Origin of the sequence: Micromonospora sp. NPDC007220 (genome assembly GCF_040634035.1) — a bacterium.
GTDB lineage: Bacteria > Actinomycetota > Actinomycetes > Mycobacteriales > Micromonosporaceae > Micromonospora > Micromonospora reichwaldensis.
In genome coordinates, this window is sequence record NZ_JBEYEU010000001.1 from 823,371 (window position 1) to 848,087 (window position 24,717).

General features: G+C 72.1%; 22 protein-coding genes. 9 read left to right on the forward strand and 13 right to left on the reverse strand.

The window, feature by feature from the left end; translation table 11 throughout:
- The first annotated feature begins 270 nt into the window (after positions 1 to 270).
- The gene (gene thrS, locus ABZ573_RS04020; RefSeq protein ID WP_358115422.1) at positions 271 to 1,488 is read left to right on the forward strand and encodes a threonine--tRNA ligase; all 1,218 of its coding nucleotides are present in this window, start codon (positions 271 to 273) and stop codon (positions 1,486 to 1,488) included.
- Positions 1,489 to 1,547: 59 nt separating this feature from the next.
- On the opposite strand, the gene ABZ573_RS04025 is transcribed toward thrS, so the two are convergent.
- From ABZ573_RS04025 to ABZ573_RS04040, 4 genes are all read right to left on the reverse strand, one after another.
- Positions 1,548 to 3,503, reverse strand: a complete 1,956-nt coding sequence (locus ABZ573_RS04025) for an ABC transporter ATP-binding protein (protein ID WP_358116129.1) — start codon at positions 3,501 to 3,503, stop codon at positions 1,548 to 1,550.
- A gap of 140 nt (positions 3,504 to 3,643) precedes the next feature.
- On the reverse strand, positions 3,644 to 5,377 hold the full coding sequence (locus ABZ573_RS04030; RefSeq protein ID WP_327030469.1) for an ABC transporter ATP-binding protein: 1,734 nt from the start codon (positions 5,375 to 5,377) through the stop codon (positions 3,644 to 3,646).
- Complete coding sequence (locus tag ABZ573_RS04035; protein ID WP_151454434.1) at positions 5,371 to 5,835, reverse strand: MarR family transcriptional regulator; 465 nt, start codon at positions 5,833 to 5,835, stop codon at positions 5,371 to 5,373. Before ABZ573_RS04035 ends, ABZ573_RS04030 begins: the two co-directional genes overlap by 7 nt.
- A gap of 25 nt (positions 5,836 to 5,860) precedes the next feature.
- Positions 5,861 to 6,307: a DoxX family membrane protein gene (locus ABZ573_RS04040; protein WP_358115426.1), complete on the reverse strand. Its 447-nt coding sequence runs from the start codon at positions 6,305 to 6,307 to the stop codon at positions 5,861 to 5,863.
- Positions 6,308 to 6,390: 83 nt separating this feature from the next.
- Between ABZ573_RS04040 and ABZ573_RS04045 the strand changes: the two genes are divergently transcribed.
- Positions 6,391 to 6,960 (forward strand): TetR/AcrR family transcriptional regulator, encoded by a 570-nt coding sequence (locus tag ABZ573_RS04045; protein ID WP_151454432.1) that lies wholly within the window; start codon positions 6,391 to 6,393, stop codon positions 6,958 to 6,960.
- A gap of 169 nt (positions 6,961 to 7,129) precedes the next feature.
- Here the strand turns inward: ABZ573_RS04045 and ABZ573_RS04050 are convergent, their stop codons facing one another.
- Positions 7,130 to 8,569, reverse strand: a complete 1,440-nt coding sequence (locus ABZ573_RS04050) for a GuaB1 family IMP dehydrogenase-related protein (protein ID WP_327030470.1) — start codon at positions 8,567 to 8,569, stop codon at positions 7,130 to 7,132.
- A gap of 95 nt (positions 8,570 to 8,664) precedes the next feature.
- On the reverse strand, positions 8,665 to 9,261 hold the full coding sequence (locus tag ABZ573_RS04055) for a LysE family transporter (RefSeq protein ID WP_327031146.1): 597 nt from the start codon (positions 9,259 to 9,261) through the stop codon (positions 8,665 to 8,667).
- Between the two features lie 96 nt (positions 9,262 to 9,357).
- Between ABZ573_RS04055 and ABZ573_RS04060 the strand changes: the two genes are divergently transcribed.
- Positions 9,358 to 10,245, forward strand: a complete 888-nt coding sequence (locus ABZ573_RS04060; protein WP_151454438.1) for a LysR family transcriptional regulator ArgP — start codon at positions 9,358 to 9,360, stop codon at positions 10,243 to 10,245.
- Positions 10,246 to 10,426: 181 nt separating this feature from the next.
- Here the strand turns inward: ABZ573_RS04060 and ABZ573_RS04065 are convergent, their stop codons facing one another.
- The gene (locus tag ABZ573_RS04065) at positions 10,427 to 12,178 is read right to left on the reverse strand and encodes a biotin carboxylase N-terminal domain-containing protein (RefSeq protein WP_358115429.1); all 1,752 of its coding nucleotides are present in this window, start codon (positions 12,176 to 12,178) and stop codon (positions 10,427 to 10,429) included.
- Between the two features lie 146 nt (positions 12,179 to 12,324).
- On the opposite strand from ABZ573_RS04065, the gene ABZ573_RS04070 reads away from it, so the two are divergent.
- The 4 genes from ABZ573_RS04070 to ABZ573_RS04085 all read left to right on the forward strand — a co-directional run bounded on the left by ABZ573_RS04070 (position 12,325) and on the right by ABZ573_RS04085 (position 16,245).
- Positions 12,325 to 12,936: a PadR family transcriptional regulator gene (locus ABZ573_RS04070; protein ID WP_132233960.1), complete on the forward strand. Its 612-nt coding sequence runs from the start codon at positions 12,325 to 12,327 to the stop codon at positions 12,934 to 12,936.
- Positions 12,937 to 13,067: 131 nt separating this feature from the next.
- A complete protein-coding gene (locus tag ABZ573_RS04075) occupies positions 13,068 to 14,027 on the forward strand; it encodes an ATP-binding cassette domain-containing protein (RefSeq protein WP_151454429.1) in 960 nt (319 codons plus the stop codon).
- A 19-nt stretch (positions 14,028 to 14,046) separates the two neighbouring features.
- Positions 14,047 to 14,802, forward strand: a complete 756-nt coding sequence (locus ABZ573_RS04080) for an ABC transporter permease (protein ID WP_151454428.1) — start codon at positions 14,047 to 14,049, stop codon at positions 14,800 to 14,802.
- Positions 14,803 to 14,922: 120 nt separating this feature from the next.
- Positions 14,923 to 16,245 carry an MFS transporter gene (locus ABZ573_RS04085; protein ID WP_358115433.1) on the forward strand — a complete coding sequence of 441 codons (1,323 nt, stop codon included), beginning with the start codon at positions 14,923 to 14,925 and terminating at the stop codon, positions 16,243 to 16,245.
- 210 nt (positions 16,246 to 16,455) lie between these two features.
- Here the strand turns inward: ABZ573_RS04085 and ABZ573_RS04090 are convergent, their stop codons facing one another.
- Positions 16,456 to 17,109 carry an O-methyltransferase gene (locus tag ABZ573_RS04090; RefSeq protein ID WP_151454426.1) on the reverse strand — a complete coding sequence of 218 codons (654 nt, stop codon included), beginning with the start codon at positions 17,107 to 17,109 and terminating at the stop codon, positions 16,456 to 16,458.
- A 154-nt stretch (positions 17,110 to 17,263) separates the two neighbouring features.
- Between ABZ573_RS04090 and ABZ573_RS04095 the strand changes: the two genes are divergently transcribed.
- A complete protein-coding gene (locus tag ABZ573_RS04095; protein ID WP_358115436.1) occupies positions 17,264 to 18,472 on the forward strand; it encodes an RNA-guided endonuclease TnpB family protein in 1,209 nt (402 codons plus the stop codon).
- A gap of 27 nt (positions 18,473 to 18,499) precedes the next feature.
- On the opposite strand, the gene ABZ573_RS04100 is transcribed toward ABZ573_RS04095, so the two are convergent.
- The 5 genes from ABZ573_RS04100 to ABZ573_RS04120 all read right to left on the reverse strand — a co-directional run bounded on the left by ABZ573_RS04100 (position 18,500) and on the right by ABZ573_RS04120 (position 22,649).
- On the reverse strand, positions 18,500 to 19,156 hold the full coding sequence (locus tag ABZ573_RS04100; RefSeq protein ID WP_151454425.1) for a nucleoside triphosphate pyrophosphatase: 657 nt from the start codon (positions 19,154 to 19,156) through the stop codon (positions 18,500 to 18,502).
- A gap of 88 nt (positions 19,157 to 19,244) precedes the next feature.
- Positions 19,245 to 20,228: a S8 family serine peptidase gene (locus ABZ573_RS04105; RefSeq protein WP_327030475.1), complete on the reverse strand. Its 984-nt coding sequence runs from the start codon at positions 20,226 to 20,228 to the stop codon at positions 19,245 to 19,247.
- A gap of 191 nt (positions 20,229 to 20,419) precedes the next feature.
- Positions 20,420 to 21,820: a hypothetical protein gene (locus ABZ573_RS04110; RefSeq protein WP_151454423.1), complete on the reverse strand. Its 1,401-nt coding sequence runs from the start codon at positions 21,818 to 21,820 to the stop codon at positions 20,420 to 20,422.
- The gene (locus tag ABZ573_RS04115; protein ID WP_151454422.1) at positions 21,817 to 22,296 is read right to left on the reverse strand and encodes a hypothetical protein; all 480 of its coding nucleotides are present in this window, start codon (positions 22,294 to 22,296) and stop codon (positions 21,817 to 21,819) included. The genes ABZ573_RS04110 and ABZ573_RS04115 overlap by 4 nt, the downstream gene beginning before the upstream one ends.
- A gap of 143 nt (positions 22,297 to 22,439) precedes the next feature.
- Entirely contained in the window at positions 22,440 to 22,649 is a 210-nt protein-coding gene (locus ABZ573_RS04120; protein ID WP_151454421.1) for an acyl-CoA carboxylase subunit epsilon, read from the reverse strand.
- A 92-nt stretch (positions 22,650 to 22,741) separates the two neighbouring features.
- Between ABZ573_RS04120 and ABZ573_RS04125 the strand changes: the two genes are divergently transcribed.
- Positions 22,742 to 24,670, forward strand: a complete 1,929-nt coding sequence (locus tag ABZ573_RS04125; protein ID WP_358115441.1) for a protein kinase — start codon at positions 22,742 to 22,744, stop codon at positions 24,668 to 24,670.
- Positions 24,671 to 24,717 lie beyond the last annotated feature (47 nt).

The window sequence follows — 24,717 nt, forward strand, 5'->3', positions numbered from 1 at the left end:
CGTCGGCAGGTCCCGTGCCGGCGGCCCGCCCCTGTGCCCGTCCGCGCTTCCGCCCCCGTGCCGGAGCGCCCGGAAAAACCGGCTGCGGTCCCCGCGGGCAGGGCCGTACCGTCGCGGCATGCGCAGTGCGGTATCCACCACGACGCCGGGAGACCCCGGCGCGCCGTACTGACCTGACCGTCGACGAGGCCCCGGGGCGATCCGCCCCGGGGCCTCGCGGCGTCCGGTGACCGGGTCGACTCCGGGTCGTACCCGATCAAGGAGCGCGACATGATCGACCACCGCAAGCTCGGCCGGGAGCTGGAGCTGTTCGCCTCCGACCCGCTGGCCGGCGCCGGGCTGCCGCTCTGGCTGCCGGCCGGGGCCGCCGCCCGGCACGCCGTCGAGGAGTACGTCCGCGAGCTGGAACGCCGCGCCGGCTACCGGCACGTGTCGACCCCGCCGCTGGGCAGGCGGGAACTCTTCGAACTCTCCGGCCATCTCGGCTACTTCGCCGACGACATGTTCCCGCCGATGCGGCTCTCCGCCGACGACGAGTTCGTGCTGCGGCCGGCGCTCTGCCCGCACCACGCCCTGGTGTTCCGGGCCCGGGGCCGCTCCTACCGGGAGCTGCCGCTGCGGATCGCCGAGCTGGGCGGCATGTACCGCGCCGAGCGCTCGGGGGTGCTCGGCGGGCTGTCCCGGGTGCGCGCCATCTCGCTCAACGACGCGCACAACTTCTGCGCCCTGGAGCAGGTGGGCGAGGAGGTCGCCGAGATCCTCCGGCTGATCCGCGAGGCGCACGCCGCGCTCGGCGTACGGCCGGCGGGGTTCCGGCTGTCGCTGCGCGGGCCGGGGGAGAAGTACGTCGGGGACGACGCCCAGTGGGCGCGGGCGGAGGAGCTGCTGCGCGCCGCGCTCGACGGGGTGGAGTTCACCGAGTCCCCGGGGGAGGCCGCGTTCTACGGCCCGAAGATCGACATCCAGGTGCGGGACGCCGCCGGCCGGGAGTTCACCCTCTCCACCGTCCAGCTCGACTTCGACAAGCCGGAGCGGTTCGACCTGTCGTACACCGACGCGTCCGGGGCGCGGCGTCGACCGGTGATGGTGCACCGCAGCCTCGTGGGCAGCATGGAGCGGCTCTTCGCGTACCTGATCGAGGTGCACGAGGGCGCCTTCCCCGCCTGGTACGCCCCGGTGCAGCTGGTGGTGCTGCCCGTCGGCGACGACCAGGCCGGGGCGGCGGCCCGGTTCGCCCGCGACGCGCTGGCCGCCGGGCTGCGCGTCGAGGTCGACGGGGCCGGTTCGCTGGGCTCCCGCATCCGCGACGCGGCCCGCGCCCGGGTCCCGTACGCCGCCGTCGTCGGACCCCGCGAGGCGGCCGAGGGCGCGGTCTCCCTGCGGTTGCGCGGCGGCCGGGCCCTGGACCCGATGCCCGCCGCCGACGCCCTGCGGCTGATCGGCGCGGTGGTGGCCGACCGCGGTCCGGCGCTGCTGCCGACCCGCTGAGCCCCCGCCCGGCCCCGACCCCGTCGACCGCCCGCCCGTCGCCGCCGGCGGTCTCCCCGTCACCGGGACGACCCTTCGAGCGGCGCGGGCTCGGGGCCGGCCTGGAGGTCGAGGCCGGGCTGGGGGTCGGGGTCGGGCTGGAGGGCGGCGGTGAACTGCGACCGGTACAGGCGGTGGTACGCGCCCCGCGCGGCGAGCAGTTCCTCGTGCGTGCCCTGCTCCACGATCCGGCCGTCCTCCATCATCAGGATCAGGTCGGCGTCGCGGATGGTGGAGAGCCGGTGCGCGATGACGAAGCTCGTCCGGTCCGACCGCAGCGCGGCCATCGCCCGCTGGAGCAGCACCTCGGTGCGGGTGTCCACCGAGCTGGTCGCCTCGTCCAGGATCAGCAGCGACGGCTCGGCGAGGAAGGCCCGGGCGATCGTGATGAGCTGCTTCTCGCCGGCGCTGACGTTGCTGCCCTCCTCGTCGATCACCGTGTCGTAGCCGTCGGGCAGGCTGCGCACGAACCGGTCCACGAACGTGGCCCGGGCCGCGGCCAGGATCTCCTCCTCGCTCGCCCCGGGGCGGCCGTACGCGATGTTGTCGCGGATGGTGCCCCCGAAGAGCCAGGTCTCCTGGAGCACCATGCCGATCCGGCCGCGCAGGTCGTCGCGGCGCATCGTGGTCACGTCCACCCCGTCGAGCGTGATCCGGCCGGCGTCCAGCTCGTAGAAGCGCATGACCAGGTTGACCAGCGTGGTCTTGCCGGCCCCGGTCGGCCCGACGATGGCGACCGTGTGGCCGGGCTCGGCGACCAGGGAGAGGTCCTCGATCAGCGGCTTGTCGGGGGCGTACCGGAAGGAGACGTTCGCGAACTCGACCCGGCCGTGCGGGTCGCGTACCCGGGCCGGCTCGGCCGGGTCGGGGCTCTGCTCCTCGGCGTCGAGCACGGCGAAGACCCGTTCGGCGGAGGCCACCCCGGACTGGAGCAGGTTCGCCATCGAAGCGACCTGGGTGAGCGGCTGGGTGAACTGCCGCGAGTACTGGATGAACGCCTGCACGTCGCCGAGGCTCATCGACCCCGACGCCACCCGCAGGCCACCGACCACGGCGATCGCCACGTAGCTGAGGTTCCCGACGAACATCATCGCCGGCATGATGATCCCGCTGATGAACTGGGCGCCGAAGCTAGCCCGGAACAGCTCGTCGTTCTTGGCGGTGAAGGCGGCCTCCACCTCGCGCTGCCGGCCGAAGACCTTCACCAGCTCGTGGCCGGTGAACGCCTCCTCGATCTGGCCGTTCAGCTCGCCGGTGTGCTCCCACTGGGCGATGAACTGCCGCTGCGACCGCTTGGCGATGGCGGTGGTGACGACCACCGAGACCGGGACCGCGACCAGGGCCACCAGGGCCAGCAGCGGCGAGATCCAGAACATCATGGCGAGCACGCCGACGACGGTGAGCAGCGAGGTGAGCAGCTGGCTCAGCGTCTGCTGGAGGCTCGTCGAGATGTTGTCGATGTCGTTGGTGACCCGGCTGAGCAGCTCGCCCCGGGGCTGCCGGTCGAAGTAGGGCAGCGGCAGCCGGTTCAGCTTCTCCTCCACCTCGGCGCGCAGCCGCAGCACGGTGCGCTGCACCACCCCGTTGAGCAGCCAGCCCTGCCACCACATCAGCAGGCTGGCCACCAGGTAGAGCCCGAGTGCCAGCAGCAGCACCCGCGCCAGCGCGGTGAAGTCGATGCCCTCGCCGGGCACCACGTCCATCCGGGCGAGCATGTCGGCGAAGTTGTCGTTGCCGGCCGCCCGCGCGGCGGCCACCGCCTGGTCGGCGGTGGTGCCCGCCGGCAGCTGCCGGCCGATCACCCCGGTGAAGATCAGGTCGGTGGCCCAGCCGAGCACCTTCGGCCCGACCACGCTGAGCCCGACGCTGAGCACGGCCAGCGCGATCACGGCGACGAGCTGGAGGCGCTGCGGGCGCAGCCGGCCCAGCAGCCGCCGGGCCGAGGGCCCGAAGTTCATCGACCGCTCGGCGGGCATCCCGACGCCCGCGTGCGGACCGCCGCGCTGCCCGCCGGGCGGCAGCCGCTTCGGCGTCGCGGCGTCGGCGGCCGGCTTCTGCTGCGGTACGGCGCTCGCGCCCGCGCTGCTGTGCCTGACGGTTGGCTCGCTCCGCTCGCTCACGCGACCACCTCCGTGGTGTTCTGCGACGCCACGATCTCGGCGTACGTCGGGCAGGTGAGTAGTAGCTCGTCGTGCCGGCCGATCCCGACCACGCCCCCGTTCTCGAGCACGACGATCTGGTCGGCGCCGACGATGGTGCTGACCCGCTGCGCCACGATCACCACGGCGGCGTCCGCGGTGACGGGGCGCAGCGCCGCCCGCAGCCGCGCGTCCGTGCCGAGGTCGAGCGCGGAGAACGAGTCGTCGAAGAGGTAGATCTCCGGCCGCCGGACCAGGGCGCGCGCGATGGCCAGCCGCTGCCGTTGCCCGCCCGAGACGTTCGTGCCGCCCTGCGCGATCGGCGCCGCCAGCCCCTCGGGCATCGCCTCGACGAAGTCCCGCGCCTGGGCGATCTCCAGCGCCCCCCAGAGTTCCGCGTCGGTCGCGTCCGGGTTGCCGTAGCGCAGGTTGCTCGCCACGGTCCCGGTGAACAGGTACGGCCGCTGCGGCACCAGCCCGATGCGGCGCCACAGCTCGTCCGGCGCCAGCTTCCGCACGTCGACGCCGTCGACCAGCACCGCGCCGGCGGTCGTGTCGACCAGCCGGGGTACGAGCGACAGCAGGGTGGTCTTGCCCGCGCCGGTGCTGCCGATGACCGCCGTGGTCGTCCCCGGTGTCACCCGGAACGACACGTCGCGCAGCACCGGCTCGGCCGCCCCCGGGTACTGGAACGCGACGTCGCGCAGTTCCAGCTCGCCGTGGCTCGTCACCTCGGTCACGGGGCGGGCGGCGGGCACCACGGAGGAGTCGGTGTCGAGCACCTCGACGATCCGTTCGGCGCAGACCGCCGCCCGCGGCACCATCATCAGCATGAAGGTGGCCATCATGACGGCCATCAGGATCTGCATCAGGTACTGGAGGAAGGCGGTGAGGGCGCCGACCTGGATCGCCCCGGCGTCCACCCGCTCGGCGCCGAACCAGAGCACCGCGACGCTGGAGACGTTGAGCACCAGCATCACCACCGGGAAGATCAACGCCATCAGGCGGCCGATCCGCAGGGCGGTCGCGGTGAGGTCGGCGTTCGCCGTGGCGAAGCGGTCCGTCTCGTACGGCTCCCGGACGAACGCCCGCACCACCCGGATGCCGGTGATCTGCTCGCGCAGCACCCGGTTGACCGTGTCGATGCGGGTCTGCATGAGCCGGAAGCCCGGCACCATCCGCCGGATGATCAGCCACAGGGCGACGGCCAGCACGGGCACGCTGACGAGCATCAGCCAGGAGAGCCCGACGTCCTCGCGCAGCGCCATCACCACGCCGCCGACGCTCATGATGGGCACGGCGACGAGCATCGTGCAGCTCATCAGCACGAGCATCTGCACCTGCTGCACGTCGTTGGTGTTGCGGGTGATCAGCGAGGGCGCGCCGAACCGGGCGACCTCGCGGGCGGAGAAGCGGTTGACGTGCCCGAAGATCGACGACCGGACGTCCCGGCCGAAGGCCATCGCCGTGCGCGCGCCGAGGTAGACGGCCGCGACCGAGCAGACGATCTGGATGAGGCTGACCGCGAGCATCCAGCCGCCGGTGCGCATGATGTAGCCGGTGTCGCCCCGGGCCACGCCCAGGTCGATGATGTCGGCGTTGAGGCTGGGCAGGTAGAGCGACGCCATGGTGCCGACGAACTGGAGCAGCACCACGGCGGCCAGCGGCCGGTGGTACGGGCGAAGGTGCGTACGCAGCAGCCGGGTCAGCATGCCGGGCTCCCTTCCGGGGTGCCGTGGTCGCCGTTGCCGATGACCTCGAGGAGGAACTCGCGGATCACCGCCGCCTTCGCCGGGTCGGCGTCGACCGAGGTCAGCGGCTGCCCGGAGCGGATCATGGCGGTCAGCGCGTCGATCCGGGCGCGGCCGGCCGGGGTGATCGCGATCTTGACGCTGCGCCGGTCGGCCTCGTCGCGCTGCCGCTCGACGAGGCCGTCACGTTCGAGGGTGTCGACGATGCCGGTCAGGGTGGCCGGCCGGACGAAACAGTGCTCGGCGACCGCGCGGTGCGCCAGTTCGCCGTGCTCGGCGAGAGTCATCAGAGCGACCATCCCGGCCTGGGTGAGGCCGTGCGCCTCGGCCAGGTAACGATTCCACCGCTGTCCGGTGACGTGCCCGGCGACCACGAGCAGTCGCGCTATCGGCACGTCCCGCAGCGTCAACAGTTCCATGGACGGCAGATTAGCGCCCTGAACGTCAGGCCCCAAACGAAATAGCGACGGCCACTCCGACGAAGAGGATCTGCTCCGCCGTACGCGGGCCGAGGGGGGTAGCCGGGCGGCCGGCCAGGGTCAGGCCGCGCCGCACCGCCGAGACGTTCGCCGGGAACATGGCCAGCATCAGCAGGGCCAGCCCGGCCGCGGTCCAGCGGGCGGTCGCCGGCACCAGCAGCCCGACCGCGCCCACCAGCTCCAGCACGCCGGTGACGGTGACCAGCAGGTCGGGCCGGGGCAGGCGCGGCGGCACCATCGCGATCATGTCGGCCCGGTAGGCGGGGGCGAAGTGCGCGACACCGGTCACCACGAACATCAGCGCCAGGCCCACCCGCAGCGCCGGATGCCAGCCGTCGAGGGTGGCCACGCCGGCCAGCCCGGCCAGCCGGGCGAGCGCGGTGCCGGCCACGAGTGCGATCAACGGAGCCATCGGTACCTCCTCGGTAGCAACTTGTCGCCGACAAGATTGCCTTCGGAGGTGTCATCTTGTCAATGGCAAGATATGATGGCGGCATGACCGGAACGCGCGGCTACCACCACGGCGACCTGCGTCGCGCCCTGCTCGCGGCGGCGGTGCAGGTGATCGAGGAGTCGGGCCCGGCGGCGCTGAGCCTGCGCGACCTGGCCCGCCGGGCGGGCGTCTCGCACGCCGCCCCGGCCCACCACTTCGGCGACAAGGCCGGGCTGCTGACCGCCCTCGCCACCGAGGGCTTCCACCTGCTGGCCGAGGCGCTGCACGGCGCCGGCGGCGAACTGCTCGACCGGGGCGTCGCGTACGTCGACTTCGCGGTCCGCCACCGCGCGCACTTCGAGGTGATGTTCCGTCCGGACCTCTACCGGGCCGACGCGACGGAGTTGGTGGCGGCCCGCCAGCGCGCCGGGGCCGCGCTGCACTCGGGCGTCGCGGGGCTGTCCGAGCGACGCCTGACGGCGGAGGATCCGCAGGGCGACGCGCTCGCGGCCTGGTCCATCGTGCACGGCTTCGCCACGCTCTGGATCTCGGGCGCGCTGCCGCCGCGCGTCGGCGACGACCCCCGGAAGGCGGCCCGCGAGGTGATCCACCGCCTCTTCCCGCAGCCCTGACGGGCGCGGGACGGCCAGGTGGCAGTGCTCGTGCCGGTCCTGTCGAGCTGATGTCGTAGCCGATTCAGCCCGACAGGCACCGCTCTCGACGGGCACCGCTCTCGACGGGCACCGCTCACCGACAGGCACCGCCAGCCGGCTGCGGCGCGGCCCGCCGGTGGCGGCGGTGTCACCAGCTGGTGGGCAGCGGCATCCCCTCGGTGTAGCCGGCCGTGCTCTGCACGCCGACCAGGGCCCGCTCGTGGAACTCCGCGAGGTCGCGCGCACCCGCGTAGGTGAAGGCGCTCCGTACCCCCGCGATGATCTCGTCGATCAGGTCCTCCACGCCCGGACGGGCCGGGTCCAGGTACATCCGCGCCGAGGAGATGCCCTCCTCGAAGACCGCCTTGCGGGCCCGGTCGTACGCGCTGTCGTCGGCAGTCCGCGCGCTGACCGCCCGCGCCGAGGCCATGCCGAAGCTCTCCTTGTAACGCCGGCCGTCGGCGTCGGTGTAGAGGTCGCCGGGCGACTCGTAGGTGCCGGCGAACCAGGAGCCGATCATCACGTTCGAGGCTCCGGCGGCCAGCGCCAGCGCCACGTCGCGCGGGTGTCGCACGCCGCCGTCGGCCCAGACGTGCCGGCCGAGCTGCCGGGCCGCCGCGGCGCAGTCGAGCACGGCGGAGAACTGCGGCCGGCCCACCCCGGTCATCATCCGGGTGGTGCACATCGCGCCCGGACCGACGCCGACCTTGACGATGTCGGCCCCCGCCCGCACGAGGTCGCGTACGCCCTCGGCGGTCACCACGTTGCCCGCCGCGACCGGGACCGCCGGGTCCAGCGCGCGGACCGCCCGCAGGGCGGTGATCATGCGTTCCTGGTGCCCGTGCGCGGTGTCCACCACCAGCGTGTCCACCCCGGCCTCCAGCAGCGCCGCCGCCTTGCCGGTCACGTCGCCGTTGATGCCCACGGCGGCGGCGATCCGCAACCGGCCCCGGTCGTCCACCGCCGGCCGGTAGAGGGTGGCCCGCAGCGCACCCTGCCGGGTCAGCACCCCGACCAGGCGCCCCTCGGCGTCGACCACCGGGGCCAACCGGCGTCGCCCCGCCGAGAGCCGCTCGAAGCCGGTACGCGGGTCCGCGTCCGCCGGCACGGTGTGCAGCTCCGTGGACATCACGTGCCGGAGCTGGGCGAAGCGGTCCACGCTGACCGTGTCCGCCTCGGTCACCACGCCCACCGGCCGGCTCTCCTCGTCGATGACCACCACGGCGCCGTGCGACCGCTTCGGCAGCAGGTGGATCGCGTCGCCGACGGTGTCGGTCGGGCCCAGCGTGATCGCCGTGTCGTGCACCAGGTGCCGCTGCTTGACCCAGGCGACGACGTTCGCCACCACCTCGATGGGGATGTCCTGCGGGATGACCGCGATCGCGCCGCGCCGGGCGACCGTCTCGGCCATCCGGCGGCCGGACACCGCCGTCATGTTCGACACGACCAGCGGGATGGTGGTGCCCGTGCCGTCGGGGGTGGCCAGGTCGACGTCGAGCCGCGAACCCACCTCGGAACGGACGGGCGCCATGAAGACGTCGTTGTAGGTCAGGTCGTGCGCGGGGACCGCGCCGTGAAGGAACCGCACGTCGCCATCATTCACGCCCGCCGGCGCCCGCGCCCCGGGTGGTAGCCGAAAACACCCCGACCACGCCCGGAACACCAACGCCGCCACCGGCGCGCTCAGTCGAACAGCAGGGTGGCCGCGACCGCCACCATCACGACGGCCACCGTCCCGTCGATCACCCGCCAGGCCACGGGGCGGGCCAGCACTGGCGCGAGCCGGTGGGCGGCGGCGCCGAGGACCGTGAACCAGACCGCGCTGGCCAGCACGGCGCCCGCGCCGAAGACCCAGTGGTGCGGGTGCTGGCGGGCCACCCCGCCGAGCAGGAGGACGGTGTCGAGGTACACGTGCGGGTTGAGGTAGGTGAACGCGAGGCAGGCCAGCAGCGTCGCCCCGAGCGTGGCCGGCGGCCGGTCGGCGGGGGAGAGCGCGCCGGGACGCAGCGCGCGGCGGGCGGCCAGCGCGGCGTACCCGAGCAGGAACGCGGCGCCGAGCCACCGGACGGCGGTGAGGGCGGTGGGGTGCTCCGCCGTCGCGCCGCCCATGCCGGCGATGCCGAGCGCGATGAGCAGCGCGTCGGACGCGGCGCAGACGGCGACGACCGGCAGGACGTGCTCGCGGCGCAGGCCCTGCCGCAGGACGAAGGCGTTCTGCGCGCCGATGGCGGCGATCAGCGCGATGGCGAGGGAGAAGCCGGCGGCGGCGGAGCCGGCCACGGAGCTGCTGAGGATGTCGGGCACGAGCCGAGGCTACGAGCCCCGCGTCATGCAGCCCAGCTAAAGATTCTCATGGCGGATAAGCTCTGCTTCATCATGCTGGACACCACGCAGCTCCGGACCTTCGCCGCGGTGGTCCGCGAGGGCAGCTTCGAGGCGGCGGCGCGGTCCCTGCACGTCACCCCCTCGGCCGTCAGCCAGCGCCTCAAGGCGCTGGAGCAGTCCGTCGGTCAGGTGCTCGTCCAGCGGACGAAGCCGTGCCGGGCCACCGACGCGGGCCGGCCGCTGCTGCGGCTCGCCGGGCAGGTGGCCCTGCTGGAACGGGAGGCGCTGGACGCCGCCCGGCCCGCCCTCGGCGGGCCCGCGCCCACCCGGGTGACGGTCGTGGCGAACGGGGACTCGCTGGGCACCTGGTTCGTCGGCGCGCTGGCGCGACTGCCCACCGAGCTGGCGCTGCTGTTCGACGTCCGCCGGGACGACGAGGACCACACGGCGGAGCTGATCCGCGACGGCACGGCGATGGCGGCCGTGACCGCGCAGCGCGAGGCCGTGCAGGGCTGCCGGGTGGAGCGGCTGGGCGCCATGCGGTACGTCGCCCTCGCCGAGACCGGGTTCGCCACGCGCCACTTCCCCGACGGTCTCACCGAGGCCGCCCTGGCGTCGGCGCCGATGATGGCGTTCGACCGCAAGGACCAGCTCCAGCAGCGGTTCGCCCGCACCGTCACCCGGCGTCGGCTCGACCCGCCGGTCCACTACGTCCCGTCCTTCGACGGCTTCAATGAGGCGGTGCGGCTCGGGCTCGGCTGGGGGATGGTCCCGGAGCGGATCGCCCGCGCCGACGTCGCCGCCGGACGCTGCGTCGACCTCGGCGCCGGGCGTCACCTGGACCGCCCGTTGTACTGGCAGCACTGGCGGGTGGACTCCGCCACCCTGGACGCGCTGACGGCCGCCGTCCGAACCGTGGCGGGCGCCGAACTGCGCTGACCGCCCGGGCTGCTTGCCGCGCCCTGTCCGGCGGGCTGGTGCCACGCCGCGGCGCACCCCGGCCGGCCGTGCCGTGCTGCGCCGCGCCGTGTTGCGCCGTGCCGTGCCGTGCCGTGCCGTGCTGCGCCGTTAGGAAGGGCACCTGTACCGAAACGTCAGGAAGGTGCCCTTCCTTACACCCTCAGGCGATGGTGCAGATCGCCGCGCCGGCGGTGATGACGGCGCCGACCTCGGCCGCGAGGCCGCTGACCGTGCCCGCCTTGTGGGCGTGCAGCGGCTGCTCCATCTTCATCGCCTCCAGCACCACGACCAGGTCACCCTCGGCCACGGTGTCGCCGTCGGCGACCGCGATCTTGACGATGGTGCCCTGCATCGGGGAGGTGAGCGCGTCGCCGCTGACCGCGACGCCGGCCTTGGTCCCGCCGCCCCGGCGGGCCGGCTTGCGCGCGGCGGGCGCGGCGGTGGCCGTACCCCCGCCGAAGCCGGCGGGGAGGCTGACCTCCAGCCGCTTGCCCCCGACCTCGACCACGACGGTCTCGCGCTCGGCCGGCGCGTCGGCGGGCCCGGCGGCGGCGGTGAACGGCGCGACGGTGTTGTCGAACTCGGTCTCGATCCACCGGGTGTGCACGGTGAAGGGCTCGGCGGTGAACGCCTCGTCCCGGACGACCAGCCGGTGGAACGGCAGCGCGGTGGCTATGCCCTCGACGACCATCTCGTCCAGGGCACGGCGGGCGCGCTCCAGCGCCTCGGTACGCGTCTCGCCGGTGATGATCACCTTGGCCAGCAGCGAGTCGAAGTTGCCGCCGATCACGTCGCCGGCGGAGATGCCGGTGTCGACCCGGACGCCGGGGCCGGTGGGCAGCCGCAGCGCGGTGACCGTGCCGGGGGCGGGCAGGAAGTTGCGGCCCGGGTCCTCGCCGTTGATCCGGAACTCGATCGAGTGCCCGCGCGGCGTCGGGTCCTCGGTGAACCGCAGCTTCTCGCCGTCGGCGATCCGGAACTGCTCGCGGACCAGGTCGATGCCGGCGGTCTCCTCGGTGACCGGGTGCTCGACCTGGAGGCGGGTGTTGACCTCCAGGAAGGAGATGGTGCCGTCGGCGCCGACCAGGTATTCCACCGTGCCGGCGCCGTGGTAGCCCGCCTCGCGGCAGATGGCCTTGGCGCTGTCGTGGATCTGGGCGCGCTGCGCGTCGGTGAGGAACGGCGCGGGAGCCTCCTCGACCAGCTTCTGGTGCCGGCGCTGGAGCGAGCAGTCCCGGGTGCCGACCACGATCACGTTGCCGTGCCGGTCGGCCAGCACCTGCGCCTCGACGTGGCGGGGCTTGTCCAGGTAGCGCTCGACGAAGCACTCGCCCCGGCCGAACGCGGCGACCGCCTCGCGGGTGGCCGACTCGAACAGGTGCGGGATCTCCTCCATCGTGCGGGCCACCTTGAGCCCGCGCCCGCCGCCGCCGAAGGCGGCCTTGATGGCGACCGGCAGGCCGTGGTCGACGGCGAACGCCAACACCTCGTCGGGGCCGCCGACCGGGTCGGGGGTGCCGGGCACCAGGGGAGCGCCGGCGCGCTGGGCGATGTGCCGGGCGGTGACCTTGTCGCCGAGGTCCCGGATCGCCTGCGGGGTGGGGCCGATCCAGGTCAGCCCGGCGTCGATGACGGCCTGGGCGAAGTCGGCGTTCTCGGAGAGGAAGCCGTAGCCGGGGTGGACCGCGTCGGCGTCGGCCTTCGCGGCGACCTCCAACAGCTTGTCGATCCGCAGGTACGTGTCGGTGGCGGTGTCCCCGCTGAGCGCGTACGCCTCGTCGGCAAGCGTGGCGTGCAGAGCGTCCCGGTCGGAGTCCGCGTAGACGGCGACGCTGCCGAGGCCGGCGTCGCGACAGGCACGGATGACGCGGACGGCGATCTCGCCGCGGTTGGCGATGAGTACCTTGCGCACCTTGCTGGCTCCTCCCGGAGGGTCACTGACCGGGAGTGTATCGGCCACCGTGGCGACCCTAACGATCGCTCAGTGTGGGATGCCGCACTGTTCACCGCGCCCTAGTCAAATTTGCTTATTACGCTCATCCGGTGTCTGCCACGCGAATGATGATCCTCGGGCTGGTGCGCTGGATGCAGCCGGTGCACGGCTACGACGTGCGCCGTGAGCTGCTCAGTTGGAGCGCCGACAGGTGGGCGAACGTGCAGCCTGGGTCGATCTACCACGCCCTGCGCAAGCTGACCCAGGAAGGGCTTCTGCGCGAGGTGGCCACCGAGCAGGTGGGCGCCCGTCCGGCCCGCACCACGTACGAGGTGACGCCGAAGGGCGAGGAGGAGTTCGAGTCGCTGCTGCGCGGCCTGTGGTGGCAGCTGCACGAGCCGCCGGACCCGTTCGCGGCGGCGTTCTCCTTCCTGCCCGCGATGCCGCGCGAGGAGGCGGCGGCCGCCCTGCGCAACCGGGCGAACCTGCTGCGCGCCGGTGTCGAGTGGATGCGTACGTCGTTGAGTTCTGGCTGGATGCGTTCGACCAAGCCGGTGCACGTGGGGTGGATGTTCGAGCTGTGGACCGCCCGCTCCGAGGCGGAGATCTCCTGGTGCGAGCGGATCGCGGAACGGATCGAGTCGGGGGTGTCGTACCTGCCCGAGGGGCTGGAGCGGGCGCAGGGCTGGGAGGGCTGGGAGGAGCAGCTGCCGCCCCGGCCGACGGAGGGCGAATAATCAACGTTGACTAAAAGAGCTATATCGCGTTAGCCTGCCCGGGGCGCCACGGGGGAAGCATGCCGTCCGGCGTCGTCTCCGAGGGACAGACAGGTGGCCGGTGGCACCGGCCCGGACGACCAGGAGCAGAGATGATCGAGACCAGAGGGTTGCGGAAGTCGTTCCGCTCCCGAGAGGGTCGCCAGAAGAAGACCGTCGACGCGGTGCGGGGCGTCGACCTGAAGGTCACCGAGGGGGAGATCTTCGGCTTCCTCGGCCCCAACGGCGCCGGCAAGACCACCACCCTGCGGATGCTGGCCACGCTCATCGAGCCGGACGGCGGCGAGGCGACCGTCGCCGGGGTCGACCTGCGCAAGGACCCGGCCGAGGTGCGCCGCCGCATCGGCTACGTCGCCCAGGGCGGCAGCACCTGGGACGAGTCCACCGCCCGGGAGGAACTCGTCCTGCACGCCCGGATGTACGGCATCGGCAAGGCCGACGCGCACCGGCGGGCCGCCCGCGCCCTCGACGCCTTCCAGCTCACCGAGTACGCCGACCGCAAGTGCAAGACCTACTCCGGCGGTCAGCGCCGGCGGGTGGAGATCGCCCTCGGCATCATCCACGAGCCGAGCATCGTCTTCCTCGACGAGCCGACGACCGGCCTCGACCCGCAGAGCCGGGCGCACATGTGGGACGAGATCCGCCGGCTGCGGGGCGACGGCATGACCGTCTTCATCACCACCCACTACCTGGAGGAGGCCGACGCGCTCTGCGACCGGATCGCGATCATGGATCACGGCGAGGTGGTCGCGGAGGGCACCCCGACGGAGCTGAAGCGCGAGATCTCCGGCGACGTCGTGCTGGTCGGGCTCGACGCGGCGGCCACCCCGCAGGCCGCGCAGCTGCTCGACGGCGAGCCGTACGTCAACAAGCTGGAGACCGCCGAGGAGGGCGGGCTACGCCTCTACGTCGACGAGGGCGCCACCGCCATCCCGCAGATCCTGCGCCGCGTCGACACCGCCGGCCTCGGGCTCAGGTCCATCGAGCTGCACCGGCCCAGCCTCGACGACGTCTTCCTCACCAAGACCGGCCGCTCGCTGCGCGAGTCCTGATCCCGACCGGAGAGATCCCATGAAACTCGCCCGTGACACCTGGCTGATCTTCCAGCGCCAGCTTCAGCTACTGCTGCGCAACCCCGTCTGGGTCTTCGTCGGCGTCTTCCAGCCGGTGATGTACCTGCTGCTCTTCGCCCCGCTGCTCAAGCCGGCGCTGAACGCGCCCACCCAGGCGGAGGCCTACAAGATCTTCGTACCCGGCCTGCTGGTGCTGCTGGCCATCTTCGGCGGCCTCTTCCAGGGCTTCGGCCTGATCGCCGAGCTGCGCGCCGGGGTCATCGAACGCTCCCGGGTCACCCCGGTCAGCCGCCTCGCCCTGCTGCTCGGCCGCTCGCTGCGCGACGTGGTGTCGCTCATCGTGCAGGCGGTCATCATCACCCTGCTCGCGCTCCTGTTCGACCTGCGCGTCTCCCTCGTCGACCTGCTGCTGGCGTACCTGATGCTCGCCCTGATCGCGCTGATGACCTCGGCCGTCTCCTACGGCATCGCGCTCAAGGTCAAGAGCGAGGACGCGCTGGCCCCCCTGATGAACACCGTGGCCCAGCCGGTGCTGCTGCTCTCCGGCATCCTGCTGCCGCTGACCTTCGCCCCCGGCTGGCTCCAGGGCATCGCCGAGTGGAACCCGTTCTCCTGGGCGGTCGACGGCACCCGGGCCCTCTTCGCCGGCCAGCTCGGCGACGACAAGGTCTGGCAGGGCCTCGGCATCATCGCGCTCCTCGCCGCCGCCGGCGTCGTCTGGGCCGCCCGGCAGTTCGCCAGCAGCGTCCGGTGAGGTGAAAGGAAGGGCACCTTCCTGACGCCTGCGGTAGCGGAAGGGGCCCTTCCTGACGCCGGGGAGAGTTGCCTCTCACCAGGGGCGGGGCACCGGCCCGACGCTTGTAGCGTGAGGCCGGTGCCCTGCCTCACCCGTGACCGGCTCACCTGGCTGACCTACGCCCAGCTCGGGCTGTGGGGCTTCTTCCTCTACGGCTTCGGGCCGGTCGTGCCGCTGCTGCGCGACGAACAGGGCACCTCGGCCGCCGTTGCAAGCCTGCACAGCACCGGCATCGCCGTCGGCGCGCTGGCCGGCGGGGCGCTCTTCGCACCCCTGGCCCGCCGCCTCGGCCGGGGCCGGGCGATCTGGGTCGGGCTGGCGGGCGTGGCGGCCGGCGTCGCCGCCCTGGGCGTCGTCCGCGCCCTGCCCGCCACGATCACCGCCGTAGCCGTGATCGCCACCTTCGGCATGCTGGTGATCAGCGGTGTGTCCGTGGTACTCACCGACCGGCACGGCACCGGCGCGCCCGCCGCGCTGACCGAGGCCAACGCCGCCTGTGCCGGCGCCGGCATCCTCGCCCCGCTGGTCATCGGCGCCAGCGTCGACGCCGGGTGGGGCTGGCGACCGGCGATGGCCGTCGAGGTCGGCCTGATCGCGCTGGTCGCGCTCGCCGCCGTGACCTTCCGCGTACGCCTGCCGCAGCCCGCCCCCGCTGCCGCGGCTCCCGGCTCTTCGGCTCCTGGCTCTCCGGCTCCTGGCTCTCCGGCTCTCGACTCTTCGGCTTCCGGCTCTTCCGCTTCCGGCTCTTCGGGTTCCGGCTCTTCGGGTTCCGGCGGGGTCGCCTCGGTGGCCGGCGCCCATGGATCCGGCCGGCGCCTGCCGGTGGCGTACTGGATCGCCTGGGTGCTGATGGCGGTCACCGGCTCGATCGAGGTCTGCCTGTCGCTCTGGACGGCCGACGTGCTCCGCTCGCACGCCGGGATGGCGGCCGGCGGCGCCTCGGCCGCCGTCGCCGCGATCGTCTGCGGCATGTTCGTGGGCCGGCTCGCCGGGGGTCGGCTCGCCCTGCGGTACCGGCCCGTGCCGCTGCTGCTGGCCGCGCTGGGCGTCTCGCTGGCCGGGTTCGCGCTCTTCTGGATCGCGCCGGTCGGCTGGCTCGCCGTCACCGGCCTGGTCGTCCTCGGCCTCGGCAACGCCCTGCACTACCCGCTGGCGATCTCGATCGCGCTCGCCGTCGCCGGGCCGGCCGCGGACCGGGCGGCCGGCTATGCGTCGTACTCGATGGGGGTGGGCTTCGGGATCGCGCCGGTCGCGCTCGGCTGGGTGGCCGACGGCGTCGGACCGCACCTGGCCTTCCTGCTGCTGCCGGCCTTCATCGCGGCGGCTGCGCTGCTCGCCGCCCGCCTGGGCCGCGCCCTGCGCCCGGCCCCCGCCGACCTCCGATCCCCGACCCCCGTCTGACGCCAAGCGCCCCCGCGCATCTTGGATCTCCGGCGGACCTTGGTTCCTCCGGCGGACTTTGCGTCCCCCGTGGATCTTGCGTCCTCCGACGGTTCTTGCGTCCCCCGTGGATCTTGCGTCCGGGTGGACCTTGGGTCCCGCTGGATCTTGGTAGGAAACGGCCCCTCCAGGGGCCGTTTCCTACCAAGATCGCGCAGAGGCCGGTCAGGGTCAGTGCACTCGGGCCAGGGTGAGGCCGTCGGCGATCGGGAGCATCACCGCGTCGACGCGGACGTCGGCGAGCACCTCGTCGTTGAACGCCGCGATGGCCCGGTCGTCGGCGTTCTGCGGGGCGATCACCCGGCCACCGCGCAGCACGTTGTCGACCGCGATCACCCCGCCGGGACGCATCCGGGGCACCAGCTCCGCCCAGTAGACCGGGTAGCCGGTCTTGTCGGCGTCGATGAACGCGAAGTCCAGGTGGCGCTCGTGGGGCAGCTCGCGCAGCGTGTCGCCGGCCGGACCGATCCGCAACTCGATCCGGTTGTCCACGCCGGCGCGGGCCCAGTACCGCCGGGCGATGCCGGTGAACTCCTCAGAGATGTCGAAGCAGGTCAGCCGCCCGCCCTCCGGCAGCCCACGGGCGATCGCCAGCGACGAGAGGCCGGTGAACGTGCCCACCTCGACGGCCTGCCGCACTCCGAGTAGCCGGGTGAGGAAGGTCAGGAAGGCGGCCTGCTCCGGTGCGACCTGCATCTGCGCGTCGTTCGGCAGGGCCGCGCGGGTCTCCTCGGCCAGGTCCCGCATGATCTCGTCCGGCGGCGCACCGTGCCCGACCAGGTACGAATGCAGTTCCGACGTGAGCGGGATCGACTTGGTGGTCATCGAAAACCTCCGTGGAACCCCTGGCTTTAGCCGTGGGGAGGAAACGGAACTCTTGCAGAGCGGGACAGGAAAGGCCGATCCGCGGCCAAGGAGGATGGGTGTCCACCCGCATGTCACCGTAAAGCTTACTGGCTATCTTGCTAGGCTGTGAGCCATGGCCAGGGCTGTGAAGCGGGCGTTCAGGTTCCGCTTCTACCCGAGCCCCGGGCAGGCTTGCGAGCTTGCCCGCACGTTCGGGTGTGTCCGGCTGGTCTACAACATGGCGTTGCAGGCCCGCACCGAGGCGTGGGCCCTGCGTCAAGAACGGGTGAACTACAACGCGACGTCGGCGATGTTGACCGCGTGGAAGAAGACCGACGACCTGGCGTTCCTCAACGAGGTGTCGTCCGTGCCGTTGCAGCAGACGCTGCGGCACCTGCAAGTCGCGTTCACCAACTTCTTCGCCAAACGAGCCCGGTACCCGAGCTTCAAGAGCAAGAAGAAGTCGCGCCGGTCGGCGGAGTACACCACCAGCGGGTTCCGCTACCGCGACGGCCAGCTCACTTTGGCGAAGATGGCCGAACCGCTGAACATTGTGTGGTCCCGGCCGCTTCCCGAGGGCGCGAAGCCGTCCACGGTGACCGTGTCGCAGGACGCGGCCGGGCGCTGGTTCGTGTCGCTGCTGTGCGACGACCGGATCGAGCAGGCTCCGGCACCGAGCCCGGCCGTCGGGATCGATGCCGGCCTGGACAGCCTGCTCACGCTGTCCACCGGCGAGAAAGTCGTCAACCCGAAGCACGAACGCCGCGACCGAGCCGCACTCGCCAAGGCGCAGCGGAACCTGTCCAAGAAGGAGAAGGGCTCCGCGAACCGGGCCAAGGCCCGAATCAAGGTCGCCCGCGTGCACGCCCGGATCACCGACCGCAGGCGGGACCATCTGCACAAGTTGACCACTCGGCTTGTTCGTGAGAACCAAACGATCGTCGTCGAGGACCTGACCGTGCGCAACATGGTCACAAACCACAGCCTGGCTCGCGCCGTCAGCGACGCGGCTTGGCGGCAGTTCCGCACCCTGCTCGAATACAAGGCCGACTGGCACGGCCGCAACCTCGTTGTTGTGGACCGCTGGTTCCCGTCGTCCAAACTGTGCTCGGTGTGCGGTGCGCTCGCGCAGCGGATGCCGCTGAACATGCGGTCGTGGACCTGCCGATGCGGGCAGACCCACGACCGCGACGTCAACGCGGCCCGCAACATTCTCGCGGAGGGGCTCTCCGTGATTGCCTGTGGAGGCGGTGTAAGACCCCAACGGACGAACGTCCGGACGGGGCGGCCGTCGGTGAAGCAGGAAACCCAGCGGGCGACCGCTGGAATCCCCCGCCTCTAGGCGTGGGAAGGAAGTCAAGAACGGACGCTAACCGAGCGGCTCGACCGTCTGGTTGCCGGGCGCGACCTTCGTCCACAAATCTGTGAGCCGCAGGTCCAACTCGGCGAGGAGGCGGCGCAGCAGCGGCAGGCTGAGCCCGATCACCGTGCTCGGATCACCCTCGATCCGCTCCACGAAGGGCCCGCCCAGGCCGTCGATCGTGAAGGCACCCGCCACGGCCAGCGGCTCGCCCGTACCCACGTACGTGGCGATCTCGTCGTCGCCGATGTCGGCGAAGTGCACGACGGTGGAGGCGACCGCCTCGGCCCGCCGCCCGGCCTCGACGTCGATCAGGCAGTGCCCGCTGTGCAGCACGCCGCTGCGCCCGCGCATCCGCTCCCAGCGCCGGGTGGCGTCGGCCGCGTCGGTCGGCTTGCCGAAGATCTCCCCGTCGAAGGCCAGCACCGAGTCGCACCCGATCACCAACGTCCGCTGGTCGTCGGCCGGCCGCAGCCGGGTGAGTACCGCCTGCGCCTTCATCCGGGCCAGTTCCAGGCAGAGCTCCTCGGCCCGCTCCGTGACCACGAGGGACTCGTCGACGCCGCTGACCAGCACATCCGTCTCGATCCCGGCGGCCTGGAGAATCTTGCGGCGGGCAGGGCTGGCGGAGGCGAGCACGAGGCGGAGCGGCAAGGACTTCGGCACGTCGCCGACGTTACCGGCTGACCCGGACGACGACGTGTCGGGTAGGACGTGTCGACCCTTCCTCGCCCGTCTCCGTCTTTTGGGTCGCTCAGCGACTGACGCGGGGCGGCGGGTCGCCGCCACGACGACGCCGACGGGCGATGAACGTCCACGCGCCGCCGGCCGCCACGATCACGCCGAGGGTGACCAGGCCACGGGCCATCGCCGCACCATTCCCGTCGCCCGCTGGCTCCGCTACCGCCGTCGTGGTCGAGGGGGTGCGGGCCGGCACGCTCGCCGTCGCCGATCCGAAACCCAGCGGCGGTACGTCAGCCGTCAACGCCGCCACCAGATCGATGACCCCGTGGCCGTACTCGTCGTCCCGTCCCGGCGGGCCCTTGTCGATCGCTGTGGCGGTGAGCCTGTGCGCCACCTCGGCGGCGGGCAGGTACGGGTACTTGGACCGGATCAAGGCGACGGCCCCAGCGACGATGGCTGTGGAGTCCGAGGTGCCGGTGCCCTTGCGATACTTGCCGTCGATGCTTGTGCTGAAGATGTCAACTGCCGGGGCGACCACGTCGATCTCTGGTCCGGTGACTGACACTGAGGCTCGCTGGCCGAGCCGATCAACCCCACCTACGGCAATTACGCCAGGGTAGGCGGCAGGGAATCCGACGTGTCGGCTAAGGGGCTTGTTGCCTGCTGCAGCGACAATAACTATGTCCGCGCGAATTGCGGCCTCGACTGCCGTATGTAATCGGCTATCTGCCGCTCCTGCTGCTGAAATGCTGATTACTTTGGCATTTTGCGTGATCGCGTAGTTGATCGCATCTTTCAATTGGTGACTGGTTCCCCCTTGGCCGTTATTCTTTACGCGTATGGGAAGGATCTTCGCCTTCGGTGCGATGCCAAGGGCGCCTTGCTGGCCAGCTCGCCCGTGGGCGGCGATTAGACCTGCCATGCCGGTTCCGTGGCTATCTCGGTCTTGTCGGCCGTCGCCACTACCTCCAGCAACAATATCTGTGCCTCGGCGCAGATTGTGCGCAAGGTCGGGATGCGGATGAACGCCGGTGTCTGGCACCGCAACCGTCACATCTTCGCCTTGAGTGATCTTGTGTGCTTCGGCGACCCTGAGAAAGCTCAGGTGCCACTGGTCCCCTCGGATCCGGTCAACTCCCTGCGGACTTGCGGCGCCACGGTTAGACCAAGCATGCGAGGCAGTCGGCGGCAGGAGTGCTGCCGTAAGAGTGAACAGCGCCAAGGCGGCCTGGATGGTCCGAGTCCTCAACGGTTGAAGCCAATAGCCGGACCTGGGTCGATGGGGCCATCTTCGTCCGGAGGGCGGACTACCGGGCTTACGCCTCGGTCCACTTCCCATGGGTGGTCCGGATCCCAGTGCCGCGACTCCTTGTCGCTGCCGTCGTACCGTCCCGACCGACCCGCCATCCCGCCTGAACGGGCAGTGCCCATGCCAGGTGCTCCGCCGATTGGCGGTATACCCTGCACCGCGCTGAGGTTGCGGCCAACCCCAGGACGGGAGCCTGCGCCCCCGGTCGGAGCGGTGCCCGCGCCCCCGCCGCCGATTACTCCACCAATCGGGTTAACTCGACGTTGCTGTGCGCCGCTGCCACTAGAGGGTCCAAATCCCATTCCGGGGGTTCCGCCGATCAGACCACCTGGTGGCATGGGCCGGGGTGATGCCGGTGGCGTGGCAGGCGGGAGCCCCGGAATGGCTCCGTTGACCGGCCGGCTGCTAGGGCCAGGCTGACCGATCGGCAACCCAGAGATCCCGTGCCCAGGCCGCACGCCTGGCGGCATCGCAGGCATCGGTCCACTGCCGGAGCCAGCGGGGAGGCCGGGTGGAGTTGGACCTGGCATTGCGGGATTGATTGGAGAAGGCGCTACACCAGGTTTCACCCCGCCGAGGACAGGCCCGACGTTACGGGTGGTTGGTGCGGAGATTTGTCGCGCGTTAGTGGTCGGCCGTGCAACGGACGAAGTAGTCGAACTTGACAACGGCACGGGAACGACGGGAGGAATTACCGGAGCGGCCGAAACGGCGCCTCCGTAGATATCGGAGTTGTGCTGGTCCGCCTCAGGCAGAGGCTTAGGCCTGGGTGGTGGTTGGCGGAGCATTACTCGGGCGTGTTGGAGTTCGCCGCTGAGGCCGTACATGATGCCGCGCGCCTGGACGTTGAGGCGTTCGAGGTCCGCGTCCGTCACGGGGCGATCGGGGACCCGGCTGCCCATGGCCGCCTTCGGGTCGGCGAGCGTCGCGTCGTACGTCTGCTTCTCCTGGACCTTGACGGCGTACGTCTCGTAGATCTTCTTCAGTTCCGTGCGGGTGGCGCTGATGGCCTGCGTGGCGGCGGAGAGCGCGGTGTAGTTGGCGCTGGCGGCGTCGTGCGTGCGCTGCACCTTGTCGATGAGCTCGTCCAGCTCGCGAACGTAGGCCCGGGCCGCCTCGTTGGTCTCCGGGGGCCATGCCTCGGCGAGCCCCTTGCGGTATTCCTGGAGCCGGCTCAGGTGCATCCGGGCGAGGTCGCAGATCTTGCGCCAGCCGGCGACCTGCTTCCAGTGGTTGGTGGTGTCATGGTCCTGGAGGCAGGCCCACATGCTGGCGACGTCCATCAGCCGCCAGTCGGTGAGGGCGGACGTGCGGCCGCCGGTGCCCCGTTCGATCATGGCAGCACCACCGGACCCTGTCCCCGTCCCTGACCCGGTGCGGGTTCCGGCCCGGTGGGATCGGGCAGCATCGGCGGCGCGCCGCGAGGCGCCGTGGGGGCCGGGTTGGCGAGGGCCCGCTCGATGTCGGTCACGCGCGCGGCGGCGAAGGCGTCGGACCCGGTGTAGCGGGTGGCGACGGTGCCGGCGGCGACGGCCAGGTGGCCGGTGACGTCGCGGACGCCCCAGACCATGTCGGCGGTGGCCTGCTGGGTCTCGTGGTGCGCGCGCAGGAAGTCGACCAGCTCGATGAACGCGTCGGCCGGGTTGGGCACCGGTGCTGTCAGGTCCGCGGCGATGTACGACAGGTGTGGGTCGTAGTTGCGTTCCACTTCGGCCTGGAGCTTGTCGGCGAACTCGCGGAGCTGGCGGATGTCGGCCTCGATGCCGCCGTAGCCGCGGAGCCAGGACGCTGGACCGTCCTCCTCGGGGATCATCGGCCCTCCCTGCCCGTCACTGCGTCGTTTCCCTGAGTGAGGTTAATAGGTCCCCGGGGGTGTCGGCAGCCCCGCCCCGGCACACACCGGCCACCCTGCGGGTGTGCAGGGGCGCCGAGCTGCGGTGATCCGTGCGGAAAAGGTCAGCGGGGCAGGCCGGACGCCCGCCAGGCGCCGGGGCCGGCGACCGTCGCTGCGACGGGCCGGCCGGAGCGCGCCCAGGCGGACGCGGCGACCGGAGGGGTCGCGGGGGCCGGGCGGGACCGTACGACGATCGCGCCCACCAGCGCGGCCAGTTCCTCGGCGGTGGGGACCCCGCGGACGACCCGGAACAGCGGCTCTTCGGCAGACATGGCGTCAGCGTACGCGGCGAAGAGGTTGACCTTGACCGCACAGTGGCGTGCCGGCGGTGTGAGCGTCGTCGGCTCCGGGTACCGTCTGGGCGATGTCGAACGCGCTGCCCCAACTCGTCGCTGACCGATACCGGCTCCTCTCGCCGCTCGGTCAGGGCGGCATGGGTCGGGTGTGGAAGGCGCGCGACGAGGTGCTGCACCGGGACGTGGCGATCAAGGAACTCGTCCCGCCGCCCAGCCTCACCGACGAGGAACGCCGCGAGATGCGGGAACGCTCGCTGCGTGAGGCCCGGGCCATCGCCCGGCTCAACCACATCAACGTGGTCCGCATCTTCGACGTGCTGCGCACCGACGGCGACCCGTGGATCGTCATGGAGTACGTGGCGTCGAAGTCGTTGCAGGACACCCTCGCCGAGGACGGCCCGGTGACGCCGGCGCGGGCGGTGGAGATCGGCCTGGGCGTGCTGGCCGCGCTGAAGTCGGCGCACAAGGCCGGCGTGATGCACCGCGACGTCAAGCCCGGCAACGTGCTGCTCGGCGACGATGGCCGGGTGGTGCTGACCGATTTCGGCCTCGCCACGATTCCCGGCGACCCGAACGTGACCCGCACGGGAATGGTGCTCGGGTCGCCCGCGTACATCTCGCCTGAGCGGGCCCGCGAGGGCACCGCCGGGCCGGAGGCCGACCTCTGGTCGCTGGGCGCCACCCTCTACGCGGCGGTCGAGGGCAAGTCGCCGTACGCGCGACCGTCGGCGATCGCCACCCTGGCGGCGCTCGCCACCGAGCCGATGCCGCCGCCGAAGAACGCCGGGCCGCTCAAGCCGGTGCTCAACGGCCTGCTGCGCAAGGACCCGAACGAGCGGATCACCGCCGAGGTGGCGGAGAAGTTGCTGCGCCGGGCCGGCGGCAAGCGCACCCGCACGATTCCGCTGCTCGACGGCGTACGCCGGCCGGGGCCGAACGGTCCGCGTGAGCCCCGCCCGCCGTTGGTGCCGGCGCCGCGCCCGGCCGAGGGTGGAACCGACAAGCCGGTCAGCCCGCCGGCGCCGCGCACGCCGCTGGCGGCCGCCGGTGCCGCCGCGGCGTCCACCGCCGAGGACGCGACGGCGGCGCTCTCCTCGGACTCCGTGCCGACCGCCAAGGTTGGATCCTCCACCTCGGACGCGGCCCCGACGGCGAAGGTCGACCCGCCGAAGCCCGCGCTCGACGACACGAAGGCCGAGCCGGCGGTCCCGGCGCCCGGTAGGCCGGCGAACCCCACCTCGGTGATGCCCGCGCCGGTCAGCCCGCCGTCCGGCCGGGCGACGGTCGTGGCGTCCAGCGGTACGAAGCCGAACAACACCCGGCGCAACGTGCTGATCGGGGCGCTGGTGGCGCTGCTGCTGATCGGCCTGGTGGTGATCGTGCCGATGCTGACCAGCGGCGACGGTGGGGACGGCGGCGGCACCCCGCAGGCCGACCCGACCGGCGCGGCGACCTCGCAGGGACAGCCGCCGCAGTCGTCCGCGCCGGCCCCGCCCACGAGCGCCGCGCCGAGCCCGACGCCCTCGGCCACCCCGTCGCCGACCCCGGACGCGCTGCCGGCGGGCTGGAAGCTGCACAAGGACCCGGGCGGCTTCACGGTGCCGATCCCGGCGAACTGGGTGCGCCGCAACGCCGGAGCGAACACCGTCGTCTTCGACGAGCCCGGCGGGCCGGGCGAGCTGCTGGTGCAGTGGACGTCCAGCCCGAAGTCGGACGCCTACGCCGACTGGAAGGGGGCCGAACCGGCCCGCAAGAACTACGTGAAGAACTACCAGTACCTGAGCATCAAGCGCTGCGACTACTGGAAGACCTGCGCGGACTGGGAGTGGCTGGAGACCCGCGACGGCACGCGGATCCACGTCCGCAACCGGGGCTTCGTCACGGCCAAGAATCGCGGTTACGCCCTGCGCTGGGAGGTCGCCGCGAAGGACTGGCAGGCCAACCTGGCCAACTTCGACCGGATCGCCAAGGGCTTCGTGCCCGACCGCAAGGACTGACCCGCGGGATTCGCGCCCGTTGCGAGATCGACTCGCATGACCTTCCG

Coding starts and splice junctions, on each gene's coding strand:
- thrS (WP_358115422.1), top strand. CDS start 271: ATGATCGACCACCGCAAGCTCGGCCGGGAGCTGGAGCTGTTCGCCTCC.
- ABZ573_RS04025 (WP_358116129.1), bottom strand. CDS start 3,503: ATGCCCGCCGAGCGGTCGATGAACTTCGGGCCCTCGGCCCGGCGGCTG.
- ABZ573_RS04030 (WP_327030469.1), bottom strand. CDS start 5,377: ATGCTGACCCGGCTGCTGCGTACGCACCTTCGCCCGTACCACCGGCCG.
- ABZ573_RS04035 (WP_151454434.1), bottom strand. CDS start 5,835: ATGGAACTGTTGACGCTGCGGGACGTGCCGATAGCGCGACTGCTCGTG.
- ABZ573_RS04040 (WP_358115426.1), bottom strand. CDS start 6,307: ATGGCTCCGTTGATCGCACTCGTGGCCGGCACCGCGCTCGCCCGGCTG.
- ABZ573_RS04045 (WP_151454432.1), top strand. CDS start 6,391: ATGACCGGAACGCGCGGCTACCACCACGGCGACCTGCGTCGCGCCCTG.
- ABZ573_RS04060 (WP_151454438.1), top strand. CDS start 9,358: ATGCTGGACACCACGCAGCTCCGGACCTTCGCCGCGGTGGTCCGCGAG.
- ABZ573_RS04070 (WP_132233960.1), top strand. CDS start 12,325: ATGATGATCCTCGGGCTGGTGCGCTGGATGCAGCCGGTGCACGGCTAC.
- ABZ573_RS04075 (WP_151454429.1), top strand. CDS start 13,068: ATGATCGAGACCAGAGGGTTGCGGAAGTCGTTCCGCTCCCGAGAGGGT.
- ABZ573_RS04080 (WP_151454428.1), top strand. CDS start 14,047: ATGAAACTCGCCCGTGACACCTGGCTGATCTTCCAGCGCCAGCTTCAG.
- ABZ573_RS04090 (WP_151454426.1), bottom strand. CDS start 17,109: ATGACCACCAAGTCGATCCCGCTCACGTCGGAACTGCATTCGTACCTG.
- ABZ573_RS04095 (WP_358115436.1), top strand. CDS start 17,264: ATGGCCAGGGCTGTGAAGCGGGCGTTCAGGTTCCGCTTCTACCCGAGC.
- ABZ573_RS04110 (WP_151454423.1), bottom strand. CDS start 21,820: ATGATCGAACGGGGCACCGGCGGCCGCACGTCCGCCCTCACCGACTGG.
- ABZ573_RS04115 (WP_151454422.1), bottom strand. CDS start 22,296: ATGATCCCCGAGGAGGACGGTCCAGCGTCCTGGCTCCGCGGCTACGGC.
- ABZ573_RS04120 (WP_151454421.1), bottom strand. CDS start 22,649: ATGTCTGCCGAAGAGCCGCTGTTCCGGGTCGTCCGCGGGGTCCCCACC.
- ABZ573_RS04125 (WP_358115441.1), top strand. CDS start 22,742: ATGTCGAACGCGCTGCCCCAACTCGTCGCTGACCGATACCGGCTCCTC.